The sequence below is a fragment of the Sphingomonas sp. LC-1 genome (assembly GCF_025371035.1).
GTDB classification, from domain to species: Bacteria; Pseudomonadota; Alphaproteobacteria; order Sphingomonadales; family Sphingomonadaceae; genus Sphingomonas; species Sphingomonas sanguinis_E.
The window spans coordinates 1-26,220 of the sequence record NZ_JANZXB010000011.1 but is presented as its reverse complement, the minus strand read 5'-3'; the positions used below and the strand labels follow the sequence as shown (position 1 = coordinate 26,220).

The following is a 26,220-nucleotide window of genomic DNA, read 5'->3' as shown; positions in this document are numbered from 1 at the left end:
GACGTCCTATCTTGGCCGCATGCCAGGCGTCCGCGAACCTCGCCGCCGGCTACATGGCGTTGCCGATAGCCGATCGTCCCGTGAGGCATGCCGCGACATCCGTCTGCACCACATTGTAGAAAGCGAACGTCGCGAACAGCGCACCTATGACAGCCACCAATGCAATGATCGCGAGAACGATGCGGTGCCAGCACACCCGCCAACCGAGCGATTTAAAGACGTCGTCGAACTGTTCTGAAATAGCGGCATAATCGCTCTTCAGCTTGGCTTTCTGGCGCGAAATCTCTGTCGAGAGCACGCTTAGGGTGAGCCATTGGTTGATCACCCCGAACATGAGTAGTCCGACGAAGATCCAAGCGCCGGCCAGCACGGCAACGTCCGTCCAGAGGTCCAAGCTACAGGCCTTGGCGACCTTCAGTTGTGACGCAACGATCACGCTCGCCACGGGCAAGCCGAGCAATTGAGCCTGTATGTCCACGATCGTTTTATGGATCTTGGTGGCAAAATCGATCCGAGCATCTTCCAGCTGACTGCGGATCTTAGCGTAGGAGAAGCTCGAGGCGAACAGGCGATAGCCGTCCTGCACGGCCTTGAGGACCGCGTTGAGATTGGCGACCAGATAGGAAAAGCGGAGCTTATGCGGATGCGCATGCGCTATGTCCATGAGCGCCCCGCCAAGAATCTCGAGCTTTTGTTCCCGGTGTTCGTCTCGGTCGAAGAGATCAAGCAGGGCGTTAGCATTGTCGATGGCCATCATCGTCAACTCGTGCACGCCGTACGTCACGGGCACGACGAACTTGCCGTCCTTGACGAACACGAGTTCGGCACGCGTCTCGTCAAAGTAGGATGCCGCCTCGCCAAACAAGGTCACCAGCTTGAGCATCGTCCGATAGCGCACGATAAGATCCGGAACGGGTGCGTCCCCTCGGGCGAAGTCGACATCTTTGACGTAGTAGGCCTGCGGCTCTGCGATGCAGACCCTGGGTCCCTTTAGTAGATCATCCGTCGTGCGAGCGAACAGGCCGAGGCCGACGCGCGGAGCATCAATGCGCACAAGCACGTCGGCCCCGGGCGCAACCTCGTTCCGCTCCGATCGCAGCACTAGGCCAGTCTCCGCGCCTTCCTCGGGGTCGCCGTCAATCCTAAGAAGCAGTTGCGCCATCACAGCGTCGCCCACGACGACGTGGCCGTCCCGTCCGGGTCCATCGAATACCGTAGCGCGATAGACCGGAATGAGATCGCCGAAGCTAAGCCTCGGCATCGAGACCGAACTCTTGGTGCAGGCGGGCCACAAGCTGCTCAGGCAGATTGCGGATCACGAGCGTCTCATCATCCTCGTTGAAGGTGATCGACTCACTGGTGATGGCATTGCGGTCAAACTCAATCGTCCAATCATCGGTTCGCGCCTTGAACCGCACCAGCGTAGTCAACACGGACACGTTCGGCACGAAACCGTCGGTCAGGTTCCGCTCCGGATCGTTGAGACGCTCGAGCAAATCATCCGGAGCGTCTGGCACGAGTTCGTTGGCCAGTGCCGTGAAGTCGAGTTCGGTTCGAGTGCGAGCCGACCGTTCGCAGATCGACCGTGCCCGACGCATAAAGTCCTCGCGCCCCTCCCCGGTTAGACCCCGGCTGTCGGCAAAATCACGGAAGATATCGACGAGGCCTTGCGTGTCGGCCTTTTCGAGAACCGTCTCCTCGCAGCCGAGCACCTCCTTGAAATACTCGGCCACGTTGCCGCGCCCCTTCAGGAAGCCGATATAGCGCGCCTCGCCTGCTTGCCATCCTGAGATGCCGATCCGACCGGCGAAGCGGAAGCCTTCCATGTCGATGTGCGGTGCTTCGTGCATGTCAAGATCCTGGGTCAGACGGGCGCCCCACTTCTCGTTGACGATGGCGACGAGCAGGAACTGGCGACCCTCGGTCTCGAAGTGAGCGAACAGGACATGTCCCCCGCCGGCATTCGGTCGGGTCCTCGCCCGCACGTCCAGCGTCGTCATCATGTCGCCGGTTAGCGCGGCGAACGCCTCCGCCGTCGTGCCCTCGTCAATGTATGTTTGAATGAAGGTCTGCGTCGGAAACTGTACGACGTCGGCGGCGAAGCGCCCATGAGCTTTAGAACTGCGTCGGCGATAAAGTTCATGCAAATCGTCGACGACCTTCTGCGTAAGACCACTGACCGGAAGCGGCGCCCCTCGAAGCCGGACTTCGAACCCGCCGTCGATCCTGCGATGTTCATGAACCGTAAGATTGATGATGTCGTTCGCCAAGAGCATATCTCCAAAGTCAGCGGCGTATTCTGCCAGAGTACCGCAGACGTAGTCTAGCCTGTTCCATTTCTGTTTCTTTTCCGCGAATCAGGCCGGTGATCGCCAGCAAGCGCCGCCTCGTTGCAGCCGGCCAGCGTTTAATCATTATCGTTTGCCCTGAAATCCTCGTCCGTACATCAATGAAGCCTTGACCCCTATAAAGTTCCATGTTTGTTCTCATTTGAAGTGCATCCTCGAACCCGGGGCGAAACTTATGACGAGAGCTATCCTGATCCCTGTACACGACATGCTTGACACCCTGCTCTTTTCTTGGGAGCCCAAGAGAAGGTGGTGGGGAGAGGGCATTTTTTTTGATGCAGAGAGCGCTCGAGCTTTTGAGAGTACGATCCGTAGTCTGTTTTCGGTTTCCGCGAAGGCGGTCTGTCGTATGATCAATATCGCCTTCGAGACGCTTATAGACGATTCATTATCGAATATCACGAATGTCACCCAGTTGAAGGCGCTATTGAACAAGCGTGTCTTGAGCTTAGTGAATGACTTCGAAGATGGGAAATGGCTCAGCAGTCGATTCCAAAGTTATCTTTGGGACAATATCGCTCAAACTGCCCTTTCTGAGCGGGAGCGATTGGCGCTGGTTGATCAGAGCCATTCGGCCTTGGTAGCTGCGGCTCGGAATCTCAGGCTTACTGACAAGGATGAGGTCGGCCAGGGAAGTGAAATCGCTGAAGTTTTTCTCTATGGAATCATGAAAAACCACTACAAGGCGCTGCCAGTTGTACCCAAGATATTTTATAAACAGAATGTACAGGATAATGCTAAGGGTGCCGATAGCGTTCATATCGTGGTCAGCAAAGATAGCGAAGACTTCACTCTGTGGTTCGGCGAAGCGAAATTTTATAATTCCATCGCCGATGCGCGCTTGGACGCGGTGGTAAATTCGGTTTACGCAAGTCTAGACACTGGCAAGCTGAAAAAAGAAAACGCAATCATCACCAACGTGTCTGACCTTGACCAGTTGGTTCTGGCTCCGGCGCTAAGATCAAAAATCAAGGCAGCCTTGAGCAGCCAAGTTTCAATCGATCATCTAAAGCCGAAGATTCACGTTCCGATCCTCATTATTCATCAGTGCGCCGAGACGGCGAAATGTGCTGAGCTTTCCCAAGAATATCGTAAGGCGATCTCTGCTCATCACAAAGAAAGAGCCGAGGCCTATTTCTCGAAGCAGATTTCCGGATCGTCCAAGGTCCATAAATATGGCGACATTCAATTCCACCTGATCCTCTTCCCGGTTCCGGATAAGAAGGCGATTGTCGACACCTTCTTGGGAGCAGTCTCTTTCTACAAGGGGGCGAAGTGATGGAGGTGTTTGCTGCATGCTCCGAGGTCAATGACCTCATCGAAGGCGGCAACGACCTAGCTGCGCGAAATATACTGATAAGGCTGTTGGGTGATCTAGACCGCAGCAAAACGCCATATCCTCAGGTCTTGAATCAGTTGGTTCGAGCAGCGGGGCTTTTCCCGTATCTGCAGCTTGAGAATGCGTCGTGGGATCAGAAATTCGTCCATGAGGCGTTCGCTGTGGATGTCGGTAACCGAACCGCCACATTGCATCGAGAGCAGGCCACCGTTTTGTCGAAGCTTCTCAGCGGCAAAAGTATCGCCGTGAGCGCACCGACGAGCTTCGGAAAGAGCTTCATCATAGACGCGTTTATCGCTTCGAAGCGACCGGACACGGTGGTGATCATTGTGCCCACTATCGCCTTGATGGATGAAACTCGCCGCCGCCTGTACAAGAAGTTTTCGCGCGATTACGGCATTATCACTGCGCCTGACGCACCTCTAGAAACTCGGAATATTTTGATCTTTCCGCAAGAGCGAGCGTTCGGTTACATTAAGAAGCTTAAGAAAATCGATCTTTTGGTCATTGATGAGTTCTACAAGGCAAGTATTGCCCACGATAAGGAGCGGGCTCCGTCACTCATCAAGGCAATTGTCCAGCTATCTCGCCGGGCTGAGCAGCGTTACTATCTGGCTCCGAACATCAAAAGACTGGCTGATAACGTCTTCACGCGCGACATGGAGTTTCTAGAACTTCTCGATTTCAACACCGTATTCCTCGAAAAACATGAGGTTTACAAGGAAATTGGCGGAGACGCGAAAAAGAAATCTGAAGCGCTTCTGTCGATCATATCTCCGCGAAACGAGAAATCTCTCGTCTATGCCGGAACATATGCCGAGATAAAGAGGATAGCTGATCTCGTTGTGGCTCGAATGAGCAAAGTCGACCGAGTTCATACAAACCATTTCGCTAGGTGGCTTCGCGAGAATTATCAAGAGAACTGGGTACTAGCCGACCTCGTGGAGCGCGGCGTTGGCGTGCACAACGGGCGGATGCACAGGTGCCTCAGCCAGATTCAAGTCGTGCTTTTCGAGCATGAGAAAGGCTTCGACAGCATCGTTTCGACGTCTTCAATCATTGAGGGCGTGAACACATCCGCGCAAAACGTCGTCATATGGAAAAGTAAGTTAGGACAGAACAACCTTAAGGATTTCACATACAAAAACATAATCGGCCGAGGTGGCCGCATGTTCAAGCATTTTGTAGGCCATATATATCTTTTGGACTCACCGCCAAAAGATGAAGATACGCAGCTTCAGATCGAGTTCCCTGACACTGTCCTTGGCGGTCTAGATGAAACCCAAGATCGTGAAAGTTTGAATGAACGCCAGATCGAGAGAATTATCGAGTATAAGCGGCAAATGTCGGATATTGTTGGGGTCGAAAACTTCGCACGAATCAAAAGAGATAACCTACTGCAAGACAGCGACGCGGATTTTTTGCTTCGGATTGCTGGCGATATGAAAGACAATCCTGAAGATTGGAAGGGTTTCGGCTATCTGAACTCGAGCAATCCTTCTGACTGGGAGCGAATGCTCTACAAAGTAATCACTCTTAAGCCTTCCGGATGGGATGCCCCGTACAGCCGGGTGGTGGGGGTGGTTAAAGCGCTAGCGGCGAACTGGACGACCGACATACCGAGGATGTTGCGGCAGCTCTCTGGCAACGGAATTGATATCGAGGACTTTTTCCAGTTGGAGAGGACGATTACGTTCAAGCTCTCGGCACTTCTGAGCGACATTAATGAGCTTCATAAGATGATTGTCAACTCATCTGTCGATATTGGCGGTTTCATTGGTAAGGTTAGTCACGCATTTCTGCCACCAGCAGTGCACAACTTGGAAGAATACGGCCTTCCGCGAATGATCTCGCGCAAGCTGCACATGGCACGCTATATAGATTTTTCACAGGCGGACCTTGATCTGCGGAACGCGTTGAACCTTTTCCGCCGCAACGGTCTCGAAGCTGCTCTCGGGATCGAAACCTTGACGGCGTTTGACCGCTACATTCTTCGGTTTTTCTTCCACGGTATCACGCCCGACGAGGTCGCTTCGGCACCGGCGTAGTTCTGCAGCTCCTTTCTGCGTGGCGTACGTGGGTCGAAGACAATCATTGCCTTGCCGCATCCGAACGTCTGCTGTTGCCTGATCGGCACCAATAGCGGACTTTCGGAAACGTCCAACATCGTGGTCATTCCCAACGTCGATGGTCAACTTCGGCTTTCGGCAATACCTGCCGTTGAATCGTTGGGGTACGGTCGGCAGGTATGTCCCAAGACACGTCGATCCCGCTTTCGCCAGAAGTCGACCAAAATACGCCATCTCGATCGCGTGTTCGGGATAGTCTTCTGGCGCCCCGAATACCCGCTTCGCTGCCCGAGGCCAGCCCTGTCTGGACGATTGCGAACGTTCTTTGCCGGAGACCTGCTGAATAGACGGCCTTCGCTGGGGCCAATCAAATCTCGCTCCATATCGGTGCAATGCCTACTAATCTGATATGAATTGATTAGGGGGATTGGGGTGAAGCGGAAGCGACTTTTCCTGTGCGGGGCAACGTCGGTCCTGATGCTGGCCGGGCCAGCAATGGCGCGAGGACCAGAGGCCGCGAGAACGGCGGATGACCGGGCGCCGGTGAATGCCGGGCTGCTATCGGCAGACCAAAGCGGTGACCGCGAAATCGTCGTGGTCGGCAACCAGCGAACTACCGTTGCGCTCGACAGTCCGGTGCCAGTCGATGTCATTTCTCAGGATACGCTCGGGCGTACCGGAACGGTGAATCTCAACCAGTCGCTTCAGCGTCTGCTGCCTTCCTTCAACTTTCCCCAGACGCAGAACGCCGTGAAGGGCACATATGGCACTCGTTCGGCGTCGTTGCGGCGCCTGCCGCCGGATCTGACTCTGGTGCTCGTTGACGGGCAACGCCGCAATCCCTCAAGCCGCCTGTTCGCCGTCGATCCTTACCGCGTCGGACAGTTCGTCGATCTGTCGGCCATCCCGGTCAATGCTATCGACCGGGTCGAAGTGCTACGCGATGGCGCCTCCGCACAATATGGGTCCGACGCGATCGCGGGTGTCGTCAATCTGATTCTTAAGAAGCGTACCGAGGGAAATGATGCGACCGCGCAGGTCGGCGAATATACCCGCGGCGACGGCTTCATGAACTCGCTGGGCTTTACGATAGCCACGGCCCTACCTGGCGACGGCTTTCTCGATGTCAGTGCCAACGGGTCGACCCGTCGTCATACCGACCGAAGCGGTCCCGACTGGCGGCAGCGCTATTTCGCGGGCGATGCGCGCGAACAGTCCGTCGACCGCAACAGCGTCGGCCGCTGGGGGAATGCCGACACGGACAATCTGGCGTTGCTTGCCAATTTCGAGATCGGCCTGACCGACACGCTTCGGTTTTACGGAACGGGTAATTACGCGATCACCGACACGCGTAATCGGGTCAATCCAACCGAACCCAAGAATGACGGCAATCTTCGCGCCTTCAATCCCGACGGGACACAGCCGGAAATACGCGGCAAACTCCAGGATTTGTCTGCGGTCGCCGGCGTGCGTTTCGATGGTGGCGCGGCGGGGCAGTTCGATCTCAGCGTCAACGCCGGGCGCAACGTGATCCGCAGCTATTTGAAGGACAGCGCTTCCCCCAGCTATGGCCTGGCAAGCCAGCGCAGTTTCTATCTCGGGCGCTATACCGGTAGCCAAGTGGCGGCGAACCTTGGTTATCAGCGGGATATCGAACTGGGATTGGCGCGGCCGGCCAGCCTGAGCGCGGGGCTGACCTATCGCACCGAACGCTGGCGAGCGGCCGAGGCGGGTGACGAGCAGTCCTGGAACAATGGCGGCGTTCCCATCCTGGACGGATCCAATGCGGGAAAGGCGGCGCGATACGGCGCGGACGTGCAGGGACTGACGCCAGGCGACCTCTACGCAATTTCCCGCCATGTCTGGGGCGGCTTCGTCGGGGCGGATTTGTTCCCCGTGAAGGGCATCACGATCGGGGGCGCGTTGCGATATGAACGTTATTCCGATTTTGGCGATACCGCGACGGGAAAGATCGATGCGCGATGGGACGTCACCGACTGGTTCGCAATCCGTGGCGGCTGGAGCACGGGGTTCCACGCTCCGGCGATCGCCGCGCTGGGAACGCAGGTGACGGCATCGACGACGATCTTCTCGTTCTCGGGCAAGCTGGATGAAAGCCTGGCGTCGCGGACGCGCCAGTTCCGGCCCGGTGATCCGGCCGTGGCCCCGCTCGGCGCGCGATCCCTGCGCCCTGAAAAGGCACGCAACTTTTCGGGTGGGGTCGTGGTGCGGCCCTTCGATGGCGCATCGCTTACCATCGATGCCTATCAGATCGAGATCGACGGCTTCATCCTGCTGACCGACGGTGCGAATGCGAACGGCCTGACCGGCGCTTTCGTCCAGAGCGTCACGGCTGCGGCGGGGCTGCCTTCGGTCAAGACCGTCAGTTTCTTTGTCAACGGACTCGACACCCGCACGCGCGGCATCGATGCCGTTGCGCGCTACCGTTTCGATCTCGCGTCGGACAGCGACATCGACCTGTCGCTTGCTTTCTCAACAGGCAAGACGCGCCTTTACAACATAAGGCAGGCACCCGCCGGGTCGGGACTTACCTATTTCTCCCGGTCACGGCTCGCCGATATCGACAAGGGCGTGCCACGCTGGAAGCTCGTCGGCGGCGCGCGCGGGACGCGCGGGCGGTTCGACCTATCGCTCAACCAGGTGGTTTACGGCCCTTATACCTATACCCATCCCACCATTGCGGCCAACGATCAGCGATATGATCCGCAATGGGTCACGGATCTGGAGGCCGGATACCGCATCAGTGATGCAACGCGGTTTGCGATCGGGACGCAGAACCTGTTCGACACCTATCCGGCACAATATATCCGCGCCAATCAGGTCAATGGCATCAACCGGTACGGCTTCATCCATCCGGACGGATCGAACGGCCGGTTTATTTATGCCACGCTGAGCCACAAATTGTGACCGCGCGCGATCCCGTCATCGACCTTCACAGTCATTGGCTTGCGCCGGCTGTCGTCGAGCATCTCGCCCGCCGCTCCGATCCTCCCCGGATCGCGCGGCGTGGCGAGGGCAGAGCGCTGATCGAAACCGCGATCGGTGCCCTGTCCCTGGACCCGCAGTGGTTCGATATCGCGTACCGCCTTGCGCATCTGGATCGGCACAATGTGGTCCACCAGCTATTGTCCTGGCCGACGACGCTCAATCTCGAGCCGGTGATCGGGCTGGACGAGGCGCTGCCGCTGTGGCGGTCGATCAACGACGGCTTCGGGGCGATCGTAGCCGCGCACCCGGCGCGGTTCAGCGGGCTGGCGGTGCTGTCGACCGCAGACCTCGACTGGTCGATCACCGAACTGCGCCGTGCGCACGAGTCATTGGGTTTGATCGGGTTCGTGCTGCCGATCAATGCCTTTGGCAGCACGGCGGGGGTGCACCACCTCGCGCCGCTGCTGCGCGAAGCCAATCGGCTCGGCAGCCATGTCTATCTCCACACCGGCTATGCCGCCGCGACGGTGCCGGGACAACCCACACCCGTCGACAGGCCCGAGGCCCCCGGTCTCGCCTGGACGCTGGCCGGTCTGCATCATTTCGCCAGTGCCTTCGCAACGGTCGCGCTCAGCGATGCGCTGGACGACTATCCCGATCTTACCGTCCAGATCGCGATGCTGGCCGGTGCGGGTGCCGGAGCGTTGCTCTACGAACAAGCGCTGATCGCACCCGCGCGGTTCGGGAGCGTTAATCCGGCACGCCTCGATCGGCTGTGGCTCGATACCGGCGCGATCGGGCAAGGGCCGATCGCAATCCGCGCGACCTTGGGCCTTTTGGGGACCGATCGGGTGGTGTTCGGGTCGGACTATGCCCCTGCGGACGACATCGGCGCGGTACTCGCACGGGTCGAGCAGGCAACACCTGACATCGCCTCGCGACGCGCCGTCCGCTTCGACAATGCGCGGACCCTGCTGGCCCGCCACGGCCGCACAATCCCAGAGACAGTCCATACGGCCATTGAAGGAACCCCTCATGTCCGAATTTAACCGCCATGCACTGGGCACGGTTGCGGCATCCGCAATCGGGCTTGCGCTCGCCTTCGGCACGGTGATCATCGCGACCTTCGGCCTGTTCCTGATCGCGATGAACCAGGAATTCGGCTGGGGGATGGGCCGGGCCGCCAGCTTGTTGAGCGTGGCGGCGCTGGCGCAGGCGCCGCTGTCGCCGCTCGTCGGGCGGTTCATCGACCGGATCGGCGTACGGCGCGTGGTACTGCCCGGGATTGTCCTGTACGGTGCCAGTATCATGGCGCTGTCGCTCGCCGGGCGCTCGCCGGTCCAGCTCTATGTATTGTTTCTACTGGTGGGCGCGACCTCGTCGCTCGTGACGATGCTTCCTTACAGCAAGGCGGTGTCCGCCTGATTCTCGGCGCGTCGCGGCCTCATGCTGTCGGTTTATGGCGTAGGAGCGGCGATCCTGGGATCGGCGGTGCCGCAGGCCGCGCGGAGGCTGATCGATGCCTATGGTTGGCGAGGTGCCTATCTAGGATTGGGGTTTGGCGTGGTGGCGATCGGCTTGCCGGTACTTGCGCTGCTGCTGCGCGAACCCGCCTCGGGGGCGTCGCGCGCGCAGGCGGCCCCGCCGCCGCTGGCGGTGGGCATGACGGCCGGCGCGGTTCGGAGCAGCCCGATTTACTGGCGTATCATCCTCGCGATCACTCTGTGCAGCATCGGCGTGCAGGCGATCTATGCCCATATGGCGCCGTTGCTGGTGGCGGAGGGGCTGACCCGCGCCACCGCGACCAACGCCCTATCGCTCTATGCGCTGGCGTCGATCGCGGCGCAACTTGCCATGGGCGGCGCACTCGACGGTTCGACGTCGCCGCGAAAGGTCGTCCCGTTCTTGCTGCTCTCGGTGGTTGGCATGGTATTGCTGCACCTTGCCGCGACCCCCGTCTTCGCGGTTGTAGGTGGTGTCCTGCTGGGCGCGACGGTGGGTGCCGAGATGAGCCTGGCGAAGTTTCTCCATTCCCGATATTTCGGCAATCGCGCCTTCGGTGAAGTCTTTGGCCTGCAATTCCTGTTCATTGGCCTGTCTGCCGCGATCGGCCCCGCAAGCATGGGCCTGTTGCGGGATGCAACCGGTGGTTATGGCATAGGGCTACTCGTATTCGGCGGACTGATTGCCGTCAGTGTCGGTTTGTTGTTCACTCTGCCGCCTTATGACGCGGTGCGGTCACCGCTGCCGGAAACGGAGCCGACCAATCTTCCGCCTGCCGTGGAACCGTCGCATGCGGTGGGGGCGGCGGCATGATCGAGCTGATCGTCGCGGATCGCTGCATCGCCTGCAACCTATGCTCCAACGTCTGTCCGAATGACGTGTTCGACAAGGAGCCCGGCAAGCAGCCGGTGATCGCAAGGCAGGCGGATTGCGTGACCTGCTTCATCTGTGAGGCATTTTGCCCTGTCGACGCAATGTACGTCGCGCCGAATGCACACCCCGAACCGGTCGACGAAGCCGCGTTGGTCGCGTCCGGCATCTTGGGCAGTTATCGCCGTGCGCTGGGCTGGGACCGTCGGCAGCCGGGTTCGATGCCGGTCGAGCCCGCCCCCGCTTTCCCACCGCCGCCCCCGCCTCAACAGACCGCCTGGGGCATCGACCGCAGCGCCGAAGCCAGAGGTGGCGCATGAGCGAACCGCTGCACCGAGACGCCGATGTACTGGTGATCGGCGGCAGTCTTGCCGGTGCCTGGGCCGCGTTGACCGCGCGCAAGGCGGGAGCCGAGGTGGTGATCGTCGACAAAGGGTGGATCGGCACCGCGGGTATCGTAGCGGCGGCGACCGGCGGCGGCTATTTCCTTCTGCCCGACGATCCTGAGCAGCGCGCCCGTACCATCCGCATCCGACACGACCAGGCCGATGGGCTGGACGATCTGGCCTTTTGCGAGAAGGTCTATGAGCAGAGCTATCGCTGCTACCGGGCGCTGGAAGACTGGGGCTTTCGGTTCGACCGGATGGGCGGCTTTCGCGGACCGGATTCGATGCTGTTCCTCCGCCGTCTTTTGCGCAAGGCAGGCGTACACATCCTAGATCACAGCCCGGCGCTGGAACTGCTGGCCGACGCGACCGGAGCGATTGCCGGGGCGGCCGGCGTGCCTCGCAAGACGGGCGTGTCATGGCGTGTCCGTGCTGCGGCGGTCATCCTGGCGACCGGCGGTAACGCCTTTCGGTCAGGGGCGATGGGCACGGGCGGGTCAACGGGCGATGGTTATCTGTTCGCCGCGGAGGCTGGCGCCAGTGCGGTCGGCATGGAATTTTCCGGCCATTATGCTTTCGTTGCCGAGGGTAGCAGTTGCACGAAAGGCGGCATGTACCATCTTTACGGTCAGATTTTCGATGAGGACGGGGTCAAGCTGGATCCGCAGCCCGGTTGGGCGGCGGTGCCCGCCGCGGGACAGGCGATGCTGGCGGGAAAGCGTGTCTATGCGCAGATCGATGTGCCGGCGGGCAGCGAGCCCTCGGTCCGTGGCATGATGCCCAATTTCTTTGCTTATTTCGAACGCAACGGTGTGGAAGCACTCAACGCGCGATGGCCGGTGGGGCTGTTGTATGAAGGAACGGTGCGGGCTGCCGGTGGTCTGGAAGTGGACGATGAAGGGGCGACGGGGGTGCACGGATTATTCGCGGTCGGCGATGTCGCGGACAAGACCCGACTGACCGGCGCGCAGATGAGCGGGGCAGGCGCTGCAATCGCATGGTGCGTCGCGTCGGGACAATGGGCCGGTGCCGGCGCCGCTCGGTTCGCGCGAGAACTGGGATCGGCGCACGCCGCGCGTCCGGCACAGGGCATTGGCGGTGTCGGAGTCCGTGCGACGAAAAACTGGAACGGACACGAGGCGCTTCTGCCGTCGCAGGTGGAACAGGTGGTTCGGGACGAAATACTGCCCTTGGAAAAGACGCTTTATAGATCCGGAAAAGCTATTACAGCGTCGCTTGCGGCACTTGATCCATTATGGTCAGATGCAGCGAGGTGCCTAGCCCGGGGCACTAGTGGGCGAGACGCCATGCGGGCGCGAGAAGCTGCCGCCATGACGCTGACCGCTCGGTGGATATATCGGTCCGCCGACCAGCGGAAGGAAACGCGCGGTTTGCATCGGCGAAGCGACTATCCCCAGACGGACCCGGCTCAAAGACGCAACCTCCGCGTATCGGGATTAGAGAAGGTGATGGTGCAGCCGCGCGTATCCCCGGTGTGATGCACCTAAGGCGATATTTATAGGCATCCCATCACCCTATGAAATGCGCTGCAGTCGAATTAGCAAACGCCGCTCGATTTCCTTGCGTCGTTGTACCCCTTCTTGTACCCTTCACTGTGCAATGCGCTGACAGACGGGTTGTGCGGCGACGCAAAATCAATGGCTTAGTACGCGGAAATAATAGGTCAGGAATCCTGTCTCCCTGACCATGAATGTCTATTTTCCGACATTTTTGCGCAGTTCAAAACCGCTGCTGTCATCTAAAACCGGAATAGATCGGTGACGGGTGGAAATCATGGTAATTCGAACTTACTGAATAGACCCGGACAAGGCGTCAAGCCCGTTTCAAGCCGTTGCCGAAATCCCGACCGCATTGAAGGCCCCGTGCTAATCTTGTTCTCGGGTGGTCGCATCAGCGACATAACACTGGAAAGTTTTTTAAGGCGCATGGTGACAAACTGCTGGCTGGAGTTCGTCGCTAGATTGTAGGGTGTTCACGCTGCTGCGCGTTGCAAGGACGTCGGCTGCCATAGCGTAAGCCGCAATTGTGACTCGCTGTGATAGGTGACCGAGTGAGAGAACGCTCTGTTCTTTGCCAACATAGGCCGGTGGTGCACTCACCTTACAAAGGTCGGCAGTGAACCTCGCAGCATCACCCTATGCTTCGTCGCCAAATGCCGAAACCGCCATCTCGATAAAGGCGCGGAGGCCTGCCGTCATGCGACGATCGGGCAGGCGGACGAGCGTCAGCGGTTTGGGTTCGGGCGCGTAATCCTCCAAGACCGGGATCAGGCGCCCTGACGCCAGATCACCGTCCAGCGTCACGCGGGATTGCAAGATGATGCCATAGCCCGCGACCGCCGCTTGCCGCAGGGCGGCCGCGTGGTTGATGCGCAGGCGCGGCGGGGGCAGCGGTACGACATGCTCGCCGCCCGGACCGACCAGTGTCCAGCGGTCGTCCGCACTGAATTGCGCGAAGCCGATCAGTCGATGTTCGTGCAAGTCGTCAGGCGTCTCTGGGTGACCATGGCGTTCGAGATAGCCCGGCGCGGCGGCCAGCATCATTCGATAGGGAGCAAGCGGATGGGCGACCAGCCAGTCGTCCTCCAGCGCGCCGATCCGAAACGCCAGGTCGAAGCCTTCCTCGATCAGATCGACCTTGCGGTCGCCCAGCACCAGTTCCGCCTGCATCTCAGGGAAGCGGTCGAGATAGGTGGCCAGCAGGGGCGCGACCCGTTCGGTGCCGAAGGCGACCGGCGCGGCGATGCGAAGCCGACCGACCGGCGTCTGCGCCACCTCGGCACCTACCGCCTCTGCGATCGTGACATCCGCCAGCACGCGACGGCAGGATTCGGTGAAGCGTCGACCGGCCTCGGTCGGCGACAACCGCCGGGTCGTCCGGTGCAGCAGGCGGGTGTCGAGCCGCGCTTCCAACGCGTTGACATGCTTGGCCACCATCGTTGCCGAGATGTCGTGCGCCTTGGCCGCGGCGGTGAAGCTGCCCAGATCGACGACCGATACGAAGATCGCCATGCTGGTCAATCGGTCCATTGCAAACCCTTGGTTCGAAGTCGTCGCATCCTATGCGGCTGTTTCTGCTACTGTCCAGCGGGCATCCTCCGGACATTAGCAACCAGAACAAGGATGATCTGTAATGGCTGTGTCGAGGATAGTGCGGTGAAGGCGTTGTTCTTCGATCGATTCGGGGACCCCGAGGTCCTGCGCTATGGCGCTTTTCCGGATCACGAGCTGGACGCCGGCTCGGTGCTGGTGGAAACCCGCGCGGTCGGCTTGAACTTCGCCGACATCTATCGCCGTCAGGGCGTCTATGTGTTGGACGGCCAAACGCCATGGATCGGCGGCTATGAGGGTGCCGGGCGCATCGTCGCGGTCGGGACCGGCGTCGATCGCTGGCGGGTCGGACATCGGGTCGGCTTTCTCGACGTGCCGCGCGCCCATGCCGAACGGGTGTACGCGCCCGCCGATCGTCTGGTCGCGCTGCCGGACGATGTCGACGACCGCACGGCCGCCGCGCTGTTGCTGCAAGGCGTGACGGCGCAATATCTGGTCGAGGATAGCGGCAGGCTATCTGCGGGCGACCGGGTGCTGGTCCAGGCCGCATCGGGCGGCGTCGGGCGGCTGCTCACCCAAATGGCGGTAGCGCTCGGCGCCGAGGTCCACGCACTGGCCTCGACTCCGCCCAAGCGAGAACAGGCGCGGTCAAATGGCGCGAGCACGGTCTATGGCTATGACGATTGGGTGGCACAGGTGCGGCGGGCAACCGGAGACGGCGTCGACCTGGTCTTTGATTCGATCGGCACCACGCTCCACGACAGCCTCGCCGCCTTGCGTCCCGGTGGCCGCGTGGTGATCTTCGGCAAGGCGGGTGGTACACCGCCCGCGATCGATCCGCTGTCGCTGATGGAGCAGTCCAAGGGTGTCGTCGGCGGCGATCTTTGGACCTATCTGAACCGCGCGGAAAGCCGACAGAGCCGCGCCGACCGGCTCTTTGCGGCCCTGCGGGCCGGCACGATTACCGCGCCCGCGATCACTGCTCTCCCGCTGAGCGAGGGTGCCGCCGCTCATCGCCTGCTCGAGGATCGCAACTTCGCGGGCAAGATCGTCCTGATCCCCGAGGGTACAGGATAGCGCCGATCGCTGATGACCGCTGGTCGTGCATGGCATTTCGAGGAAGCACCTGCCATGCTCATCAGGGATGTCGCTGCGTTTCGGCCAAGGGGGAAGCATTGAAGATCGGGGTCATTGCCGACGCCCATAGAAATCTGGCCGCATTGGAGGCTGTCCACGATGCGATGACCGCCGCCGCGCCCGACCTGGTCGTCAATCTGGGCGACCTCGTGTCCGGCCCGTTCGATCCTGGGGCAAGCGCCGAGCTTCAGATGTGTGCCGGCTATCTCACCATCGCCGGCAATCACGAGCGGCAGTTGCAGGACGGCAGCGACGGGGCGTTCGACGTTCTGGCACGACCTCTCCTCACGCGGGAGCATTGGGCATGGATCGAGGGTCTGCCCGCGACGCTCACCCTTTGCGATGGCGACGTCTTCGCCTGCCATGGCAGCCCGGCTGGCGGCGATCTGGAATATCTGCTCGAGAACGTGACGTCCGGCCGCGCGACACTGGATACCGACACCGCCATCCGGCCGCGCCTGAAAGGCATCGGGTCGGCCAGTCTGGTGCTGTGCGGGCATACGCATACGCCGCGGATCGTGGCGGTCGATGGCGTGCTGATCGTCAATCCCGGCAGCGTCGGGATGCCGTGCTACCGGGATCGGGGCGCGACCCCGCATATCATGGAGGCGGGCAGCCCGCTGGCGCGCTATGCCATCGTCGAGCGTCGCAACGCCGGATGGGCGGCCCAACTGCACGGTGTGCCCTATGACTATGAGATCGCGGCGTGTCAGGCGGAGGCTTTCGGTTTTCCGGCCTTTGCTCATGCCGCCCGGACGGGGCGTATCCTGCCCGGCTGATCCGCTGCCCCTCTGGACGGACGGTCGGAGCGGCGGGACGGTCATGGAACCATCCCGCCGAACCTGCTGCCGCACTGGTTCGGTGTGACGGGTGACCGACTGGTGCTTCTCGGTTCGAAATTTTCGACCAAATGACGGTCGCGCTCCACCCATTTGAATGAGGGAGCAGACCGGGCCTGACTGCTCGCCAGGGTCGGCTTGTTCAGGGCGCGGATCGACCCGCCCATCGCGCTCCATCCGATGATGCCAACACATGTCCATAACCCCGATATGATCGTGGACCGAAGTCGGTCAGCGTGAGTTTGCCCTTTTCGAAGGGAAAGCGAATGGGTGACGGGATGGGGCGGCCAGCGTCGGCAACGGGCGTGGCGGCGGCCAAGGTGCCGGGACGAGACGGTTTGCTCGGACTCGCTGTGGCGGTGGTGGTGATCGCCGGGCTCTTTCTCGCCAAGGATGTGCTGATCCCCATTACATTGGCGGTTCTACTGTCCTTCGTCCTGTCGCCGATCGTCCTGTTGCTGCGGCGTTTTCGGTTGCCGAAGGGCTTTGCGATCTTCGTGGCGGTGTTGTGCGCGCTGGGCGTGCTTGGCGGCATCGGCACGCTGGTCGGCACCCAGGCCGCGTCCTTGTCGGATAGGGCGCCAGGCTATGTCACGGCCGTCCAATCCAAGATCGACGGCGCGACCGGTTTTCTGACCAGGCGATTGCCGTTCCTTGGCCCCGACACGCCCCCCCCGGTCGTAATTGCGGACCCCAATGCCGAGCGTGGCACGCGAGCCCACCCCTTGAACGTCCGGATCGTCGAGAAGCAGACCCCTGTTCTTGAGGAGATCGGCGGCTATCTGGGCCCCGTCGTCGCTCCGTTCGAGACATTCGTTATCGTGCTGGTCGTCGCGATCTTCATTCTACTCCAAAAGGAGGATTTGCGCGATCGCCTGATCCGTCTGTTTGGTTCGTCCGATCTTCATCGCACGACGGCGGCCATGGACGATGCCGGGGCACGGCTCAGCCGCTACTTTCTGTCGCAACTCGCGGTGAATGCCAGTTTCGGTCTGACGGTCGGAGTGGGCCTGTGGCTTATCGGGCTGCCAGTCCCTGCATTATGGGGCATATTGGCGGGGGTGTTGCGCTTCGTGCCCTATATCGGTGCGTTGCTGGGCGCGGCATTGCCCCTGCTGGTAGCCGCCGGAGCCGATCCGGGCTGGTCGACGGTCTGGATGGTGGCGGCGCTGTTCCTCATCCTGGAGCCGTTGATCGGCTATGTCATAGAGCCATTGCTGTACGGCCATTCGACGGGGCTCTCGCCGCTGTCGGTCGTGCTGGCGGCGGTCTTCTGGACATGGATCTGGGGGCCGGTGGGCCTTGTCCTGTCGATGCCGTTGACGCTTCTGCTGGTCGTGCTGGGGCGGCATATCCCAAGCCTGGAGTTTCTGGACGTGCTGCTCGGTGATCGGCCGGCGCTGACCCCGGTGGAAAGCTTTTACCAGCGTATGTTGGCGGAGGATCCCGACGAGGCGCTGGAACAGGCGGAGAGCCAACTCGCCGCGCGGTCGCTGACCGCCTATTATGACGAGGTGGCGTTGGCCGCCTTGAAACTGGCCGCCGCAGATGTCGAGCGGGGGGCGATCACACGGGAGCGCGCGGGGCGGGTCGTCCATTCGATGCTCGTGCTGGTCGACGAACTCAGGCTGCAGGAGGATACGGCCAGCCCCGCGAAAGCGCGCGAAGGCCTGCTGAAGCCGCTTCCCGACAATAGGGTCGGGTTCGAGGAAACGGCTCCGGTCACGCTTCCGTCTGCGCCGGCCGGCTGGCAAACTGCTGGGAGCGTGTTGTGCCTTGCCGGACGCGGGGTCCTGGACGATGCCGTGACCGCCATGCTGGAGCAGTTGCTGTCGAAGCGGGGATTTGGCGTGAACCGCGTCTCGCACGAGGCGGGATCGCGGGCGAATATCGACCGGCTGGATGCGACTGGCGCGCGGATGGTGTGCATCTCCTATCTGGAGATCGGCGGCTCGCCATCGCATCTTCGCTATCTGGTCCGCCGCATCCGGTCGCGCGTCGGCAATATCCCGATCCTGGTCGGCCTGTGGCCGGAGGGCGAGGCGGCGCTGACGGATCGCGAGATACAGCGGACGCTGGGCGCGAACCTGTATGTCGGCAGCCTGGGCGCGGCGGTTGAGGCCTGCCTGGACTATGCCGATGAAGACCGGGAGCAGGCAGCATGAGCGTCGTCGATCACCGCGCGGGCGAAGGCGCGCCATCGCCCTTGCAGGTTCCGGCAAGGGGATGGTTCGCCATCCTCCAGCGCACCTGGAAGGAAATGGGGGACGACAATGTCGGCATCATCGCGGCGGGCATTGCCTTCTATGTCTTTGCCGCGATCGTCCCCACGCTGGGCGCCGTCGTCCTGAGCTACGGCCTGTTCGCCGATGCCGAGACGGTACGGCGAAATGTCGAAGGGGTCTTCGCCTCCTTGCCGCACGACGCCGCGTCGATCATCACGGACCAGCTTCTGACCGTGGTGGAGAGTTCTAAGGACAAGCAGGGTATCGGGCTGGTCGTGGCCCTGATCCTAGCCTGGTATGGCGCCACCAAGGGGTCGTCGGCCATCATCACGGGCTTGAACGTTGCCTATGACACGAACGAGACGCGCGGCTTCGTCCGACTGAACCTGCTACAATTCGCGGTCGTCGCGGGCGGAGTCCTGCTGATCTTCGTCGCCATCGGCACCACCATGTTGTTGGCTTTCCTCAGCGGTTTGATCCCGAATGCGCCGACGGCCATACTGGTTGCCATTCGGCTCGGGGGCTATCTGCTCCTGGCGTTGCTCGTCGTGACGGCGGCGGCGGTACTGTTCCGCTTCGGGCCCGATCATCGCCAGCCGCATTGGGTATGGCTGTCACCGGGATCGGTTGGGGCGACCCTGTTATGGCTGGCCGGCACGGCGGGCTTTGGGTTCTACGTATCGCATTTTGGCAATTACGGTGCGACCTATGGCTCGTTGAGCGCGGTCATCGTGACGCTGACTTGGCTATGGCTCACCGCCTATGTCTTTCTGATGGGCGCCGAGTTGAATGCCGAACTGGAACGCCAGGTCGAAGGTGAGGGGGGCGATACAAAGGCCGAGCCGGACGATGGCCCTTCGTCGTTGGGCGAACCCGAACATGGGGCGCTCCCCCAGCGGCCGACGTCGTCACGCCCTGCACTGCCCGGCACGCTGATAGCTCTGGCAGGCAATGGGACGATCGCAACGATCGGTTTTGCGTTGCTTCGTCGGGGGCGTCCAATGGGTGTCGTACCGATTGCGATCGCTGCGGTTACGGCGTGGCGAAAGCGTGGCCCGCGCCAATGACATCTGGGGCATGCCCCCGCATCTAAATCTAGAGCAATTAGAAAATCATACCTTTTGCAGTAACTTAGGATTAGCTTCCATCGCCCCGGCGCAGGTTCGACACGATCGCGCCGGGCCATGATCGAAACGATGAAAGCTGAGACGAACGACTTGGATCACCAGGGCCTTACCCGGCTGAATTCCCATCGCCGTGCCGAATTGCTCGTCAACGCCGTGAAGGATTACGCAATCTATCTGCTTGACCGCGACGGCTATGTCGCGAGCTGGAATGCCGGGGCGGAGCGGTTCAAGGGCTATTCCGCCGACGAAATTATCGGCCAGCATTTCTCGCGTTTCTATACCGAAGAGGACCGTGCGGTTAACCTGCCGGAGCGGGCCCTGGCCACCGCCGCATCGACCGGGACCTTCGAGGCGGAGGGCTGGCGGGTCCGCAAGGACGGCACACGCTTCTGGACCAGCGTCGTCATCGATCCCGTCATCGATGACGAAGGGGGCCTGATCGGTTTCGCCAAGGTCACCCGCGACATCACCGACAAGCTGGAGGCGCGGCGCGCGCTGGAACAGAGCGAACAGCGTTTCCGCCTGCTCGTCGAGGGGGTGAAGGACTATGCCGTCTATATGCTCGATGCGGATGGGCGGGTCACGAACTGGAATCCGGGCGCGGCCGCGATCAAGGGCTATGGCGCAGTGGAGATTGTCGGCGAACATTTCTCGCGCTTCTATACCGAGGAGGATCGGCAGGCGGGCGAACCCGAACGTGCTCTCCGTATCGCGCGCGAGGCTGGCAAGTTCGAGACCGAGGCCTGGCGGGTCCGCAAGGACGGTACCCGCTTTCGTGCCGGCGTGTTGATTGATCCGATCCACGACGAGAGCGGCAGGTTGATCGGCTTCGCCAAGATCACCCGCGACCTGACCGAGCGCTGGGCGGCGCAAAAGGAGGTCGAGCGCGCCCGCGAAGCGATGGCGCAGGCGCAGAAGATGGAGGCGGTGGGTCGGCTTACCGGCGGCGTCGCGCACGATTTTAACAATTTGCTGACCGTCATCCGCTCTTCGGTCGACCTGCTCAAAATGCCTAGTCTGGCACCGGAAAAGCGGCAACGCTATCTCGATGCGATTTCCGACACGGCCGACCGTGCGGCGGCCCTGACATCGCAGTTGCTGGCATTTGCTCGGCGACAACCGCTCAAGCCTGAGATTTTCGATGTCGCGGCGCGGATCGCGGCGATGCGACCGATCATCGAAACGAGTGTGGGGGCGGCCATCACGGTGACGATCGGCGTGAGTGAGGATGCGATCGTCAGCGCGGACCCCAACCAGTTTGAGACGGCGCTGTTGAACCTCGTCATCAATGCGCGCGATGCGATGCCATCGGGCGGGACGCTCGACATTGCCGCCTCACTCGTCGAAGGAGTGCCCGCCGTCCGTGGACATGGGCCGGGGGCAGGGCGGTTTGTCGCGGTGCGCGTTGCGGACAATGGTGCCGGCATCGCGCCCGAGACGCTCGGCCATATCTTCGAACCCTTTTTCACCACAAAGGGTCTTGAGAAGGGGACCGGGTTGGGTCTCAGCCAGGTGCATGGTTTCGCCAAGCAGTCGAACGGCGAGGTCGATGTGGATAGTCGGATCGGAATGGGCACCGCCTTCACGCTCTATCTGCCGCTCGCAAAGCCGGAAGAGATTTCTGCCAGAGCTTCGGCCCTGCAGAAAAGACGGGCGAAGCTGACGACCCACCGCGTGCTGTTGGTCGAAGACAATGACGTGGTGGGTCAGTTCGCCCGCGATCTGCTGCAGGAAATCGGACAGGTGGTGACCTGGGTGAAAAGCGGTGAGGCGGCATTGGCGTTGTTGGAGACATCGGCCGAGAAATTCGACCTCGTCTTCAGTGATGTCGTGATGCCCGGTATGAGCGGGCTGGAACTGGCCAAGGCCGTGGCGACGCGCTGGCCCGATCTCGAAACGGTTCTGACCAGCGGCTATAGCCATGTTCTTGTCGAACAGGCGAACCATGGCTTTCGACTGCTGCGCAAGCCCTATTCGATGGATGGGCTTATCACGCTTCTCAAATAGGTCGGCAATAACCGTTTGCATGGACGCCGGAACGGCCTAGACGGCGGCATCCCCGGGGGACCGCTGATGCGCGGTTGAGAGATGGGCAGCAGCCCGTGACCCGTAGAACCTGATCCGGATCATACCGGCGTAGGGAGGGGTGACGGCTCCTCCGTCGTCCCTTCATGTGAAGTGGACCTGAGGCGATGCCGATTATGAATGTGCGCGGTCGAATGATGTCTCGGTGCAGTACGGTTGTGCTGTGCTCGGCATGGCTGATGCTTCCCGGCACCGCTTCGGCACAGCAGGCGGCCGAGGCCCGAAGCGACATTCGCGTGATCGGTCACCGCGATCCCGAGGGGCTGCTCCCCGATCAGACCGAGCCCAAGGCGGTAAGCGCGATTTCCAGCGACTTCATCGTCAAGCAGGCCCCGACCCTCAACGCGTTTCAGCTCGTGACGCTGTTGCCCGGTGCGAACGTCGCCTCCAGCGATCCTTACGGTCTTTCGACCAGCTCCAGCCTGACCCTTCGCGGGCTGGGCCAGGATGAGATCGGGGTGCTGATGGAGGGCGCGCCGCAAAATGACATCGGCTATTACTACGCCTATCCGTCGCAATTCGCAGATCCGGAAAATCTGCGGAAGATCGCGCTGGCCCAAGGGTCGGTGGATATCGACTCGCCGACGGTCGGCGGGGCGGGGGGCTTGTTGTCGCTGACGCTCGACGATCCCAAGGACACGCGCCAGGCGCTTGCCGATCTGTCGCTCGGTGCCTATGCGCTGCGCCGCCTGTTCGTCCGGCTTGATACGGGGACGATCGGCAGCACCGGATGGAAGGCGTTTTTGTCCTATTCCAACACGCGCGCGGACAATTGGCGGGGTGCGGGGTTTGACACGCGGCAGCATGTGGATGCCAAGCTGCTTCGGGAATGGGGTGACGGCAACCGTGCCAGTCTGGCCCTGTCGTATAATAACGCCAATTCCTCGACCTATCCCAGCCCGACCTTGGCCGAGTGGGAGGCAAAGGGGCGCGGGTTCAACTATGATGCGCGCTACAGCCCGGGAAACACCGGTTACTGGCGACTATACCGGGCGCCGTTCCGCAATCTTTACGCCTCGGCACCGGTGCATGTGACGCTGAACGATCGCCTGACGCTCGACAGCACGACCTATCTGCAATTCGGATACGGCAATTCGCCTTACGGCACGCAGCTTTCGACCACCGGCAACTTCCTTGGCGATGAAGAGCTTGGCGCACCTATTTCACTGCCGGGGGCGGTGGACGGCGTCGCCACGGTCCTGGGCAATTACACCGGCGATCAGATGCGGATTGGCAATGTCAGCAAGCTGACATTGCAGGCCGGCATCCACCGGCTCACAGCGGGCCTGTGGTTCGACTATGGAACGGACCGCGTTACCCAGACCTATACGTCGGTCGGCGCGGACGGGCATCCCATCGACCAATGGGGATATCGCAGCAAGGCGATCCGCACCGCCGACGGCCGGCTGCTCGCCTATGAAAACCAGCGCACCGTCACTGTCACGAAGAGCTTTTTCCTGGCCGACAGCATCGCACTTACGCCGCGTCTCACGCTCGACATGGGCTTCAAGGGCGTCAATCTGCTTCGCAATGGTCGTAATTATCTGCCTGGGCCGCAGACCCGCGTTCGCAGCGACAGCTTTGCCGCTTTGCCGCGCGCCGCCGTCCATTATGCGATCGACGACCGGCAGCAGTTGTTTGCCAACGTCACGACGAACTTCCGAACGCCCAATGAATTCACGCTTTATGACCTTTATGATGGCGGCATGGTCTCGACGCGCGGGAGCGACGCGCTGAAAAACGAATATTCGGTCTCTCAGGAATTGGGCTATCGCTATATCGGCCCCAGCCTGTCGGCCTCGGTGACCGGCTTTCACTATAAGTTCCGCAACCGGCAACTCGCGACGGTCGTCGACATTGGCGGTGCGCAGGTCAATTCGACGCTGAACGCCGGGGGGGCAGACCTCTTACGGCCTCGACGCCGAGATCGACTATCGTCCCGCCAAGGGCGTCAGTGTCTATGTCTCGGGCGAGTATCTGCGGGCGCGGATTGATGACGATCTGCCCGTCGGCGCGGATTATCTGCCGACGCGGGGCAAGCGCGCGGTATCGAGCCCGACGCTGCAACTCGGCGGCGGTGGCACCTATGACGATGGACTGGTCTTCGGCAGCATCGCGGGCAAATATGTCGGCCGCCAATATGCGACCTTCATGAATGACGAGAGCATCAAGGGCTATGCGACGCTCGATCTGGCGATCGGCGTTCACCTTGCGGCTTTGCTGGACGGCAAGCGTACCGATCTGCGCCTCAACGCGATCAACGTGACCGACCCGCATGTCCTCTCAGGCGTGCAGTCGGTCAGCACCAACGCCCGCGACGTCGTCGGACGCGGTGGCACGATCGTCACGGGCAGTGCCCCCGCTTATTATATCGGCGGCGGCGCGGCTGTCGTGGCAACCGTCTCGCGCGGGTTTTGACGGTGACCGTTTCCAGGGATGCGCATGTCAGCCACCAGGTTCATGGCATGGGGCTCGCTCTGGAAGCCCCTGTCTGGCCCGCGATCACGCCGGACGAAGCGGCGGCGGTGCTGGCGTGCTATCCGGACGCGGGTCGGATCGAAGCTTTGCGCTGGCACTCGCCGCGTCCCTTTTCCGCCGCGACGCTGATCGATACGACGGGCGACGCACTTCTGCTCAAGCGTCATGATCGTCGCGTGCGGTCTATCGCGGGGCTGGCCGAGGAACATGCTTTCATCGCCCATCTCGCGGCTGCCGGGATGCCGGTGCCCGGAATATTGCGTACGGGGCAGGGGACGAGCGCGGTCGCGATGGGGGAGTGGACGTACGAACTCCATCGTCAGGCGCCGGGGGAAGATCTGTATTGCGACCGCCCCTCCTGGACCCCGTTCCTGTCCTATGATCACGCTTATGCAGCCGGGGCTGCCCTTGCCCGGCTGCATCACGCATCGCGCGACTATGGTGCCCCGCCACGGATGGGCCAGCCCTTGGTCGCCAGCTTCGGAATTCTGTCGGCCACGGATCCGATCGCGGCTGTCGATGCCTATATCCGGTCCCATCCCGCATTGGCCGCTTTCTTTGCGAGGCGGCCTTGGCGGGCGGAGCTTTCGCGGCTGTTTGCTGCGTCCGCGGGTGGGCTCGCGCAGATCGTCTCACGTCAGGCGGGCTTATGGACCCATAATGACTGGCATCCGTCGAATCTCCTATGGGCAGCGGATGGGGCGGTGGAATGCATGTTCGACTTCGGACTGGCTGATCGGAGCTGTGCCGCCCATGATCTGGCAATCGCGATCGAACGAACGGGCTTTGCTTGGCTGGAATTGGGGACTCGGGGAGGCGACGACATCGCGGACCCGGCAGCGGCGCGATCGCTGATCGCGGGATATGAGGCGGTAGCGCCTCGAAGTGCCGACGTCATCATGGCGGCCATCAGGCTGCTACCATTGGTGCATATCGAGTTCGCCCTATCCGAGATCGATTATTTCACCGCTGTGGTCGGCGATACCCATGGAGCATCACTCGCTTGGGAGGGGTATCTGCTGGGTCACGCCGAATGGTTTTTGTCGCTGGCGGGCCGGGATTTCCTGCATCAGATCAGCCAGGGCCGGAACGACTGATGTCGGCGCTCGAGATCGCGGCCGTGGCGATCAGCTTCCTGGCGATCTGGCTGACCGCCCGTCGGAATGTGTTCTGCTGGCCACTCAACCTCGTCGCCTGCGCCTTGTACTTTAAGCTCTTCCTCGACGTTCGGCTTTATGCGGATATGGCGCTGCAGGCGGTGTTCGGCGTTGGCATTCTATATGGCTGGATCGTCTGGAGCCGTGGAAAACGCGACGAAGGGGCCGTAGCCGTGATTCGGCTTTCCCCACTGCGAGCTGTTGCGGGTTTGGCCGTCGGTGCCTCGGGTGCTCTGCTGATCGGATGGTTTACCAGCCATCACACCAACGCGGCATTACCCTGGATGGACGCAACGCTCAGCAGCTTCAGTCTGGTCGCGCAATTCTGGACGGCGCGCCGTTATCGTGAAAGCTGGCTGCTCTGGATCGTGGTGGACGTCGTGTATGTCGGCATGTTCCTGTTCAAGGGATTGGCGCTGACCGCAGGCCTGTATGCGGTGATGATCGGCCTTGCGATAATCGGCCACCGGAACTGGCGACCCGCAAAAAAGACATTGGTGTGAAAATAGGTGTTGACCGCATGTGAGGGTGAGCCTAGAGGGGTTTCACCGCAGCGGTGGTCGCAACGACTGACCGATGCAGTCACGACAGATCGGCGCACTTGGGGCCCTGGGAACGGGGTTGATGAAGTGTTGCC

The 26,220-nt window shown here is 61.3% G+C and carries 18 protein-coding genes, 1 pseudogene and 1 riboswitch; of the genes and pseudogenes, 16 read left to right on the top strand and 3 right to left on the bottom strand.

The genetic code is table 11. From position 1 onward, the window contains the following. Positions 1-49: 49 nt before the first annotated feature. Complete coding sequence (locus tag NZL82_RS14955) at positions 50-1,261, bottom strand: hypothetical protein (RefSeq protein ID WP_261270555.1); 1,212 nt, start codon at positions 1,259-1,261, stop codon at positions 50-52. Beyond that, a complete protein-coding gene (locus tag NZL82_RS14950) occupies positions 1,248-2,270 on the bottom strand; it encodes a nucleoid-associated protein (RefSeq protein ID WP_261270554.1) in 1,023 nt (340 codons plus the stop codon). Before NZL82_RS14950 ends, NZL82_RS14955 begins: the two co-directional genes overlap by 14 nt. 427 nt (positions 2,271-2,697) lie before the next feature. Here NZL82_RS14950 and NZL82_RS14945 point away from each other — a divergent pair, with 427 nt between their 5' ends. From NZL82_RS14945 to NZL82_RS14910, 8 genes are all read left to right on the top strand, one after another. Further along, entirely contained in the window at positions 2,698-3,627 is a 930-nt protein-coding gene (locus NZL82_RS14945) for a DUF1837 domain-containing protein (protein ID WP_261270553.1), read from the top strand. Further along, positions 3,627-5,735 carry a DEAD/DEAH box helicase gene (locus NZL82_RS14940; protein WP_261270552.1) on the top strand — a complete coding sequence of 703 codons (2,109 nt, stop codon included), beginning with the start codon at positions 3,627-3,629 and terminating at the stop codon, positions 5,733-5,735. The genes NZL82_RS14945 and NZL82_RS14940 overlap by 1 nt, the downstream gene beginning before the upstream one ends. Positions 5,736-6,188: 453 nt before the next feature. Beyond that, entirely contained in the window at positions 6,189-8,684 is a 2,496-nt protein-coding gene (locus NZL82_RS14935) for a TonB-dependent siderophore receptor (RefSeq protein WP_261270551.1), read from the top strand. Continuing rightward, positions 8,681-9,754 (top strand): amidohydrolase family protein, encoded by a 1,074-nt coding sequence (locus tag NZL82_RS14930; RefSeq protein WP_261270550.1) that lies wholly within the window; start codon positions 8,681-8,683, stop codon positions 9,752-9,754. Before NZL82_RS14935 ends, NZL82_RS14930 begins: the two co-directional genes overlap by 4 nt. Further along, entirely contained in the window at positions 9,741-10,130 is a 390-nt protein-coding gene (locus NZL82_RS14925) for an MFS transporter (RefSeq protein ID WP_261270549.1), read from the top strand. Before NZL82_RS14930 ends, NZL82_RS14925 begins: the two co-directional genes overlap by 14 nt. Before the next feature lie 21 nt (positions 10,131-10,151). Then, on the top strand, positions 10,152-11,021 hold the full coding sequence (locus NZL82_RS14920; protein ID WP_261270548.1) for an MFS transporter: 870 nt from the start codon (positions 10,152-10,154) through the stop codon (positions 11,019-11,021). Further along, the gene (locus NZL82_RS14915; protein WP_261270547.1) at positions 11,018-11,398 is read left to right on the top strand and encodes a 4Fe-4S dicluster domain-containing protein; all 381 of its coding nucleotides are present in this window, start codon (positions 11,018-11,020) and stop codon (positions 11,396-11,398) included. The genes NZL82_RS14920 and NZL82_RS14915 overlap by 4 nt, the downstream gene beginning before the upstream one ends. Next, entirely contained in the window at positions 11,395-12,963 is a 1,569-nt protein-coding gene (locus NZL82_RS14910; RefSeq protein ID WP_261270546.1) for an FAD-binding protein, read from the top strand. The genes NZL82_RS14915 and NZL82_RS14910 overlap by 4 nt, the downstream gene beginning before the upstream one ends. 657 nt (positions 12,964-13,620) lie before the next feature. Here the strand turns inward: NZL82_RS14910 and NZL82_RS14905 are convergent. Continuing rightward, the gene (locus tag NZL82_RS14905; RefSeq protein WP_261270545.1) at positions 13,621-14,514 is read right to left on the bottom strand and encodes a LysR family transcriptional regulator; all 894 of its coding nucleotides are present in this window, start codon (positions 14,512-14,514) and stop codon (positions 13,621-13,623) included. Positions 14,515-14,640: 126 nt separating this feature from the next. Between NZL82_RS14905 and NZL82_RS14900 the strand changes: the two genes are divergently transcribed. From NZL82_RS14900 to pnuC, 8 genes and pseudogenes are all read left to right on the top strand, one after another. After that, positions 14,641-15,612: a quinone oxidoreductase gene (locus tag NZL82_RS14900; RefSeq protein ID WP_261270544.1), complete on the top strand. Its 972-nt coding sequence runs from the start codon at positions 14,641-14,643 to the stop codon at positions 15,610-15,612. Between the two features lie 98 nt (positions 15,613-15,710). Beyond that, positions 15,711-16,451, top strand: coding sequence for a metallophosphoesterase (locus tag NZL82_RS14895; RefSeq protein ID WP_261270543.1), 741 nt, complete (start codon positions 15,711-15,713; stop codon positions 16,449-16,451). 326 nt (positions 16,452-16,777) lie between these two features. After that, positions 16,778-18,676: an AI-2E family transporter gene (locus tag NZL82_RS14890; RefSeq protein ID WP_261270542.1), complete on the top strand. Its 1,899-nt coding sequence runs from the start codon at positions 16,778-16,780 to the stop codon at positions 18,674-18,676. Continuing rightward, entirely contained in the window at positions 18,673-19,803 is a 1,131-nt protein-coding gene (locus NZL82_RS14885) for a YihY/virulence factor BrkB family protein (RefSeq protein WP_261270541.1), read from the top strand. The genes NZL82_RS14890 and NZL82_RS14885 overlap by 4 nt, the downstream gene beginning before the upstream one ends. Before the next feature lie 129 nt (positions 19,804-19,932). Beyond that, complete coding sequence (locus tag NZL82_RS14880; RefSeq protein WP_261270540.1) at positions 19,933-21,870, top strand: PAS domain-containing sensor histidine kinase; 1,938 nt, start codon at positions 19,933-19,935, stop codon at positions 21,868-21,870. Between the two features lie 48 nt (positions 21,871-21,918). Next, positions 21,919-22,011, top strand: a riboswitch (TPP riboswitch). A 116-nt stretch (positions 22,012-22,127) separates the two neighbouring features. After that, a pseudogene (locus NZL82_RS14875) lies at positions 22,128-24,366 on the top strand (TonB-dependent receptor). Positions 24,367-24,413: 47 nt separating this feature from the next. Continuing rightward, entirely contained in the window at positions 24,414-25,523 is a 1,110-nt protein-coding gene (locus NZL82_RS14870; RefSeq protein ID WP_261270697.1) for a phosphotransferase enzyme family protein, read from the top strand. Then, positions 25,523-26,086, top strand: a complete 564-nt coding sequence (pnuC, locus tag NZL82_RS14865; protein WP_261270539.1) for a nicotinamide riboside transporter PnuC — start codon at positions 25,523-25,525, stop codon at positions 26,084-26,086. Before NZL82_RS14870 ends, pnuC begins: the two co-directional genes overlap by 1 nt. Positions 26,087-26,220: the final 134 nt, after the last annotated feature.